This is a genomic window from Brevundimonas vesicularis, from assembly GCF_032067225.1.
Classification (GTDB): domain Bacteria; phylum Pseudomonadota; class Alphaproteobacteria; order Caulobacterales; family Caulobacteraceae; genus Brevundimonas; species Brevundimonas vesicularis_F.
The window spans coordinates 21,102-27,650 of the sequence record NZ_DAMBJX010000040.1 but is presented as its reverse complement, the minus strand read 5'-3'; the positions used below and the strand labels follow the sequence as shown (position 1 = coordinate 27,650).

8 protein-coding genes are annotated in these 6,549 nt (G+C 67.4%); 1 reads left to right on the top strand and 7 read right to left on the bottom strand.

Translation table 11 applies throughout. The features are described from left to right. From RT123_RS11190 to RT123_RS11170, 5 genes are all read right to left on the bottom strand, one after another. On the bottom strand, positions 1 to 610 hold a 610-nt coding region (locus RT123_RS11190; RefSeq protein ID WP_313009198.1), incomplete at its 3' end, for an SDR family NAD(P)-dependent oxidoreductase. 145 nt (positions 611 to 755) lie between these two features. Beyond that, entirely contained in the window at positions 756 to 1,700 is a 945-nt protein-coding gene (gene fabD / locus RT123_RS11185; protein ID WP_313009197.1) for an ACP S-malonyltransferase, read from the bottom strand. A gap of 133 nt (positions 1,701 to 1,833) precedes the next feature. Beyond that, entirely contained in the window at positions 1,834 to 2,262 is a 429-nt protein-coding gene (locus RT123_RS11180) for a molecular chaperone DnaJ (protein WP_313009196.1), read from the bottom strand. 7 nt (positions 2,263 to 2,269) lie between these two features. Next, positions 2,270 to 3,106 carry a division plane positioning ATPase MipZ gene (locus tag RT123_RS11175; RefSeq protein WP_313009194.1) on the bottom strand — a complete coding sequence of 279 codons (837 nt, stop codon included), beginning with the start codon at positions 3,104 to 3,106 and terminating at the stop codon, positions 2,270 to 2,272. 129 nt (positions 3,107 to 3,235) lie between these two features. Further along, the gene (locus RT123_RS11170) at positions 3,236 to 3,865 is read right to left on the bottom strand and encodes an SPOR domain-containing protein (RefSeq protein WP_313009193.1); all 630 of its coding nucleotides are present in this window, start codon (positions 3,863 to 3,865) and stop codon (positions 3,236 to 3,238) included. A gap of 105 nt (positions 3,866 to 3,970) precedes the next feature. On the opposite strand from RT123_RS11170, the gene panC reads away from it, so the two are divergent. Then, positions 3,971 to 4,843, top strand: coding sequence for a pantoate--beta-alanine ligase (gene panC / locus RT123_RS11165; protein WP_313009192.1), 873 nt, complete (start codon positions 3,971 to 3,973; stop codon positions 4,841 to 4,843). Positions 4,844 to 4,886: 43 nt separating this feature from the next. Here panC and RT123_RS11160 read toward each other — a convergent pair whose 3' ends face one another. Together RT123_RS11160 and RT123_RS11155 are read right to left on the bottom strand one after the other, a co-directional pair. Further along, complete coding sequence (locus RT123_RS11160) at positions 4,887 to 5,609, bottom strand: chorismate mutase (RefSeq protein ID WP_313009191.1); 723 nt, start codon at positions 5,607 to 5,609, stop codon at positions 4,887 to 4,889. A 318-nt stretch (positions 5,610 to 5,927) separates the two neighbouring features. Continuing rightward, positions 5,928 to 6,503, bottom strand: a complete 576-nt coding sequence (locus tag RT123_RS11155; RefSeq protein ID WP_313009190.1) for a prephenate dehydratase domain-containing protein — start codon at positions 6,501 to 6,503, stop codon at positions 5,928 to 5,930. Positions 6,504 to 6,549 lie beyond the last annotated feature (46 nt).

The window sequence follows — 6,549 nt, the reverse complement described above, 5'->3', positions numbered from 1 at the left end:
CCAGAATGGTCTCGCGCTGCTGATCGTTCAGCACGTCGGTCATCGGCGAGGCGATGAAGCCCGGCGCGATGCAGTTGACCGTGATGCCGCGCGAGCCGACCTCCTGCGCCAGCGACTTGGAAAAGCCGATCATCCCGGCCTTGGACGCCGAATAGTTGGTCTGGCCCGGATTGCCGGTCACGCCAACGACAGAGGTGACGCCGATGATTCGCCCCGAACGGCGCTTCATCATCCCCTTCACCGCCGCGCGGGTCAGGCGGAAATAGCTTTCCAAGTTGACGGTCAGGACCGACTGGAAATCCTCGTCCTTCATCCGCATCAGCAGGCCGTCCTTGGTGATGCCCGCATTGGCCACCAGGATGTCCAGGGCTGAGCCCGCCGCCGCCTCGGCTGCGTTTACCAGATTATCGACCGACTCAGAATCCGACAGGTTCGCCGTGGCGAAATGCGCCCGCTCACCCAGATCCTTGACCAGATCCGCCAGCACGGCCTCGCGCGTGCCCGACAACACCACGGTCGCGCCCTGGGCGTGCAGCGCCCGCGCCACCGCCCCGCCGATCCCGCCCGTCGCGCCGGTCACCAGCGCGGTCTTACCTGCAAGATTGAACATCTGTTCCCTCTATTCCTTCCGTCATCCTCGGGCTTGACCCGAGGATCAGGCGCCGTGCGGCGCCAATGTCGATAATGGCGCTCAGACGCCGAAGTGCGGACCGTCCGATCCTCGGGTCAAGCCCGAGGATGGCGACCTGCGTGGCTCACAACGCCTTGGCGAAGGCTTCCAGCTCTTCCGGCGTGTTCAGAGGCAGGGCCTCGGCGTCCGGTGCGATCCGCTTGGCCATGCCGGTCAGCACCTTGCCCGAGCCGATCTCGACAAAGCGCGTCACGCCGCCTTCCGTGGCCATCCACTCCATGCTCTCACGCCAGCGCACCCGGCCGGTGACTTGCTCGACCAGCAGGCGGCGGATGACTTCCGGGACGCTCTCGGGCCGCGCCAGAACGTTGACGACGACGGGCACCACCGGGGCGACGATCTTCGCCTCGGCCAGGGCGGCGGCCATCTCGTCGGCCGCCGGCTGCATCAGCGGGCAGTGGAAGGGCGCCGAGACGTTCAGAGGAATGGCCCGCGCGCCTAGTTCCTTGGCCTTCTCGATCGCCCGATCCACGGCGGCCTTCTCGCCTGAGATGACGATATTGCCGTTGTTGTTGTCATTGGCGACCACGCAGACGCCGATTTCCGAACCGGCCGCCGCCGCTGCTTCCGCCAGCGCCAGATCCGTCTTGGGTCCGATCAGCGAGGCCATCGCCCCCTGCCCCACCGGAACCGCGCGCTGCATGGCCTGACCACGCAGTTTCAGCAGCCGCGCCGTATCCGACAACGAGATCGCACCCGCCGCCGCCAGCGCCGAATATTCGCCCAGCGAGTGACCGGCCACATAGGCCGCGCTCGCCACGTCAAACCCGAACTCGGCCTTCAACGCCCGGATCGCCGCCACGGACACCGCCATCAGGGCGGGCTGGGCGTTCTCGGTCAGGGTCAGTTGATCCTCGGGGCCTTCGCGCATCAGCACCGACAGCTTCTGGCCCAGCGCCTCGTCCACCTCGGCGAAGACGTCGCGAGCGGATTGGAAAGCGTCCGCCAACGGCGCGCCCATGCCGACGGCCTGGCTGCCCTGTCCCGGAAACAGAAGTGCGAGGGTCATCGACCGCTCCCTGAATCATTGATCAAGAGCGCGGACCCGTAAGCCCAGACTTACCCGAGGGCAAGCGGAGGCGATGCGTGCTTTTGCGTCCGACAGTTTCCACGACCGCAGGGACGTGGCTTCGAGAGCGCGCCTAGCTTCGCCCGGATTTTCCCAGCAGCCGATCACGCGCGGCGTTGACGCGCATCGCCAGCCCCGCCGTGCCGCCCTGATCGGGATGTGCGCGGGCCATGGCGCGTTTCCAGGCCGCGCGGATTTCCGTCTCCGTCGCGGCTGGCCCGACGCCCAGCACGGCGCGGGCGTCAGCCTCGCTGATGGGTTCGGATCGGATGACCGGCCGCGTGCGGGAGGACCAGGCCAGATAGAGTCCTGCCCCTGCCAGCGCCGCCGCCGTCAGCCACGACCCACGAAACGCCGTAAGCGCGCCGCCGGCCAGCAGAACTGCGCCCAGCAGGGTCGCCGTCACGCGCCAGTGAGCGCGTCCGCGTCGCTCGGTCTGTTGGCCCAGCCGCACCAGCGCCCAGACGGCGATCGCCGCCAAGGCCAGCCAGATCAAACCCATCAGGCGATCAGGCCGCCACGTCCAAAGGGCTGAGAACCTGCTCCAGACCCATGGCCATCATCAGATTGCGCATCTCCTGACGCGCAGCGACGTGGGCCAGGGACACCGCGACCGGCCGGATGTCGTTCGACAGGTCGGCCACCGTCAGGCCGAACGGGAACAGCTCGCGATAGATGACCCGGTCGCGCAGGCCCGGACCGACGCGGAAGCCGACGCGTTTGGCCAGCTTGGTCATTCGTTCTTCCAGACGTTTGCGGTTGCGCGCCTCCGCGACGGCGAGGCGATTGGTGACCACCAGCCAGTCGATCGTGGCGTGGCGGCCCTGGGCGATGGCGCGCTGCTTGCGCGCCTCCCAGACGCTCTCGGAATAGATGGAGGGCTTCAGTAGCTCCAGGGTGACCGGATCGACGTCGCCCAGCAGGTCGAAATCGACAAAGCTGTCGTTCATCGGCGTCACGATCTGATCGGCGCGGGCATGGGCGGCGTTCGAAACGGCCGTGTCTCCGCCGGGGGTGTCGATCAGGATGCAATCGACGCCCTGCGCCGCCGCCTCGTCGAAGGCGCGCTCGAAGGTGGCGATCTGGTCGGCCGCATCCGCCTTGGCCAGGGCCTTGCCGTCGCCCATGTCGGGCACGAAGGGCTGGGGAAGCTCATGACCGTTCGCGGCCAGCCAGGCGGCGCGGTTCTGGAAGAAGCGCTGCATCGAACGCTGGCGCAGGTCCAGATCGATGATCGCCACCGAGCGCCCGGCGTGCAGCAGGCCGGTGACGATGTGGATGGCCAGGGTGGACTTGCCCGCCCCGCCCTTTTCGTTGCCGAGGACGATCACATGCGGCTGCGTCATTCGAGGGAATCCTCTGTGCCGACCGCGCGACTCAGACTGCGCGGTCCTAGGTCCACAGAGACTCGGCCTCAAAGCGCCAAACGTCAACGGAACCTTAACGCAGACCTGTGGACGGCGAACCGGGGTCGGTCAGCTGTTACGCGCGCACCAGGCGTCGCCGACAGCGGCGGAGCGGCAGACCGCAGCGGCGGTTTCCGTGGATACCGGCCCGACCTTCAGCCGCGTCAGCCGACGGCCGCCCACCTCGACCTCCTGATAGATCGGCGACAATCCCGACAGGTCTGACGTGGCCTTCATCCGATCCCAGGCCTGGCGCGCGCCGGCCGCACTGGAATAGGCACCCAGTTGGATCGTTCGCCCGGTTTCCGGCGCCGCCGTGAGACTGGCGGGACGCAAGACGGGGGCCTGCACCCTCGAGATCGCCTCATCCGCCACGGCTTTGACAACCGCGGGCGAGGCAGCCCGGACAACCGCGTCCCGCAGGCCTTCATCTTCACCGACGGGGCGAAGGCCTGCCTGAACGTCTCGCGCGTCCCACATGGCGTGGGGATCCATGACGGCCACCTTGACCGGCGTGAAGCGCACCGGCCGCAGTCCGGCCTTTTCAGCCACGGCATGCCGGGTTTCGCGATCGCGGGCCGATAGCGGAACGTCGATCGCCGCGACGTTCTCGGCCATCGCGCTGAATCGATGGGGATCGCTGTCCACCGCGCCGCAGCCGGCGACGGCGAGGCTGCTGGCGAAGGCCAGGGCGATCAAAGCTGGACGGGTCGCTTCTGCGGGCGTCATAAGCACGACCCTAAAGCCCAGACTTTGCGGTCTGGTGCATCAACAGGCTTAAGCGGAAAGGTTAATCGCTTCATCATGATAGACGCCGCACCCCCGTTTACCCCTTTGGCCGTCGTCCGCACCGTCGCCGAGCTCCGCGCGGTCGTCCGGGACTGGAAACGTCAAGGCCTGAGCGTCGGCATGGTTCCGACCATGGGCGCCCTGCATGAAGGCCACCTGACCCTGGTGCGCGAGGCCGCGCGCCGCGCCGACCGCGTCGTCGCCTCCAACTTCGTCAATCCGACCCAGTTCGCGGCGCATGAGGATCTGGGCAAATATCCCCGCCAGCAGGAGGAAGACGCCCGTCTGCTGTCCGGCGCCGGCTGCCACCTGATGTTCGCGCCCTCAGCCGACGCGATGTATCCGGAAGGCTTTGCGACCAGTGTCGCCGTCGCCGGGCCGGCGCTGGGTCTCGAGGGTGATTTTCGGCCTCAGATGTTCGGCGGGGTCGCCCTGGTCGTCACCAAGCTGTTCAACCAGGTGCAGCCTGATGTCGCGGTCTTTGGCGAGAAGGACTACCAGCAGCTGATGGTCGTACGGCGGTTCGTGCGCGATCTGGACCTGCCGGTCGAGATCGTCGGCGCGCCGACGGAGCGGGACGGCTGGGGCCTGGCCCTGTCGTCACGCAACGCCTATCTGTCGGAGGCTGAGCTTGAGACCGCCCGCCGGTTGAACGGCATTCTGGCGGAGGCCGGCGTCCATGCCTCGAGCGGCCGCCCCCTGCCCGGCGTCGAGCGTGAAGCCTATGCCGCACTTCTGAAAGCCGGGTTTGATCGGGTCGATTACGTCGCCATCCGTCACGCGGAGGACCTGACGCCGTTTCGCAACGACATCGTCGACGCCCCCGCCCGCATCCTGGCCGCCGCCTGGCTAGGCAAGACGCGACTGATCGACAATATAGCGGTCTGAAACGACAAGGGCCGCATCCATTCGCCGGATGCGGCCCTTAAGATCAGCCGATCGCGCCGACGCAGCCCTCTGCGTCGCCCGGCGCCAGATCGGCGTCGGTCAGGGCGATGGTCCAGCCGTGATGCGTGTTCAGCCCCCAGCGCCTTGCGCCGCCGCCGTCGCCGGCGTCCCCACCGGCGGTGACCACCACGCGTCGGCCCTTGGGCAGAGCCGGCGGATCGATCTTGCCCACGGCCAGAGACGTTGGCGTCTCGCCGCCGTAGCCGTCGAACACGCTCAGCATCGACCACTCGCGACGCAGGCCCATCCACCAGGCGTCTTCTGTGTTGATCGCCAGCACGCCGATCCCGTGGCCTTCGGCGGCGAAGGCCAGGGCCTTTTGCGGATCGCGCACCATCTTGATGTCGGCGGCGGCCCCGAAACGCAGGCGCGCGCCGTCATAGGCGCGGGTCGGTTCGATCGGGGCCCAGACCTGGACCTGAAGCCGGCCCTGGCGCGCCAGCCCCCAACCTACGATCTCGCGCCACAGGTGTTCGACCGCCTCGGCGTTCTCGGGCTTGGCCTGCTTGAGCATGCGCGAGAGGACCGTCTGCTCGCGATCGGGACGCAGCTTGGTGTGCGGGCCGGTGGGCGCGTCCTTGGCCCGGCCGACGGTGGCGGCGATGGCCAAACGCTGCTCGAACAGGGCCAGGATCTGGTCGTCGATGCCGTCGATTTCGGCGCGAAGGGCGGCCAGCGCCTGCTGTTCGGGGGTCAGGTCGGCCATGTCAGGCCAGACTTGCTGAAGATTGGAATGGGGCATGGAAAAGAGCTTTCGGCATTCTGAGATTCGATATGTGCAGGAGCGAACAGCCGCTCTGATCCAGAGCGGTCGCCGGTGAAGCAGTCAGGGACGGAGTGCGCCCGACGCCTCAGCCGGCGTATCGAAAGCCGTAAAAGCCGTAGCCGAAATAGAGGCCGGAAACCGCGCGCGAACGGTCGAAAGAAACAGAAAGAGCGCGCAGGCGGGACATGGTCCGGTTCCGGTCTATGCGGATCGTGTTGCGACCCGTGGGTGTCTTAAGGACGCAAAGACCGTGCGCCGTCAACCCTCAGGCAAGCTCAACAGGACAAAACGCGTCTGATTATCACCGGAGTCCTGCAAGTCGTTGTGCAGGATCGACAGGCCGTACACCTCGGCTGCGCCGACCGGGGCGATGGCCGCCCGTGTCGGATCCCCCGCTTCGGCGACATCGCGCGCCGCGCCTGCGGTATCGAAATGCTCGACCACTTCGACATTCAAACCAGCCAGCGTGTCCTTGCACTGGGCCAGGGCGATCGGGTGGCTCTCGACCGTTCGGATACTGGACAGACGCGCGCCGTCGATCGCCATCAGCGCATGACGGATCGGCCGCCAGACCTGAGCGACCGGCTCCACGCCAAGCGCACCGACCAGCGTCGCCGCCGGCTCGACCACGCCGATGGTCGAGTTCTCGACAGGGATCAGGGCGCAACCGCAGTCGCCGGCGCGCAGCGCATCCAGGGCCTGGGCGAAGGTTTCGAACGCCACAGCCTCGTCCCAAGGACGCAGGGCCAGACAGGCCTCATGGCTGAACGATCCGGGCGCGCCCTGATAGGCGACCCGGCCGGGCTTTTCCTCAGTTGGAGCCGCTACTTGCATCGATCACTCCCTCGGTCTCGGATCGATCTGGCGCTGCCTCGGTGGC

Excerpts from the sequence above, each read along its gene's own strand:
- RT123_RS11175 (WP_313009194.1), bottom strand. The coding sequence starts at position 3,106 with ATGACGCAGCCGCATGTGATCGTCCTCGGCAACGAAAAGGGCGGGGCG.
- fabD (WP_313009197.1), bottom strand. The coding sequence starts at position 1,700 with ATGACCCTCGCACTTCTGTTTCCGGGACAGGGCAGCCAGGCCGTCGGC.
- RT123_RS11180 (WP_313009196.1), bottom strand. The coding sequence starts at position 2,262 with ATGGGTTTGATCTGGCTGGCCTTGGCGGCGATCGCCGTCTGGGCGCTG.
- RT123_RS11160 (WP_313009191.1), bottom strand. The coding sequence starts at position 5,609 with ATGGCCGACCTGACCCCCGAACAGCAGGCGCTGGCCGCCCTTCGCGCC.
- RT123_RS11155 (WP_313009190.1), bottom strand. The coding sequence starts at position 6,503 with ATGCAAGTAGCGGCTCCAACTGAGGAAAAGCCCGGCCGGGTCGCCTAT.
- panC (WP_313009192.1), top strand. The coding sequence starts at position 3,971 with ATGATAGACGCCGCACCCCCGTTTACCCCTTTGGCCGTCGTCCGCACC.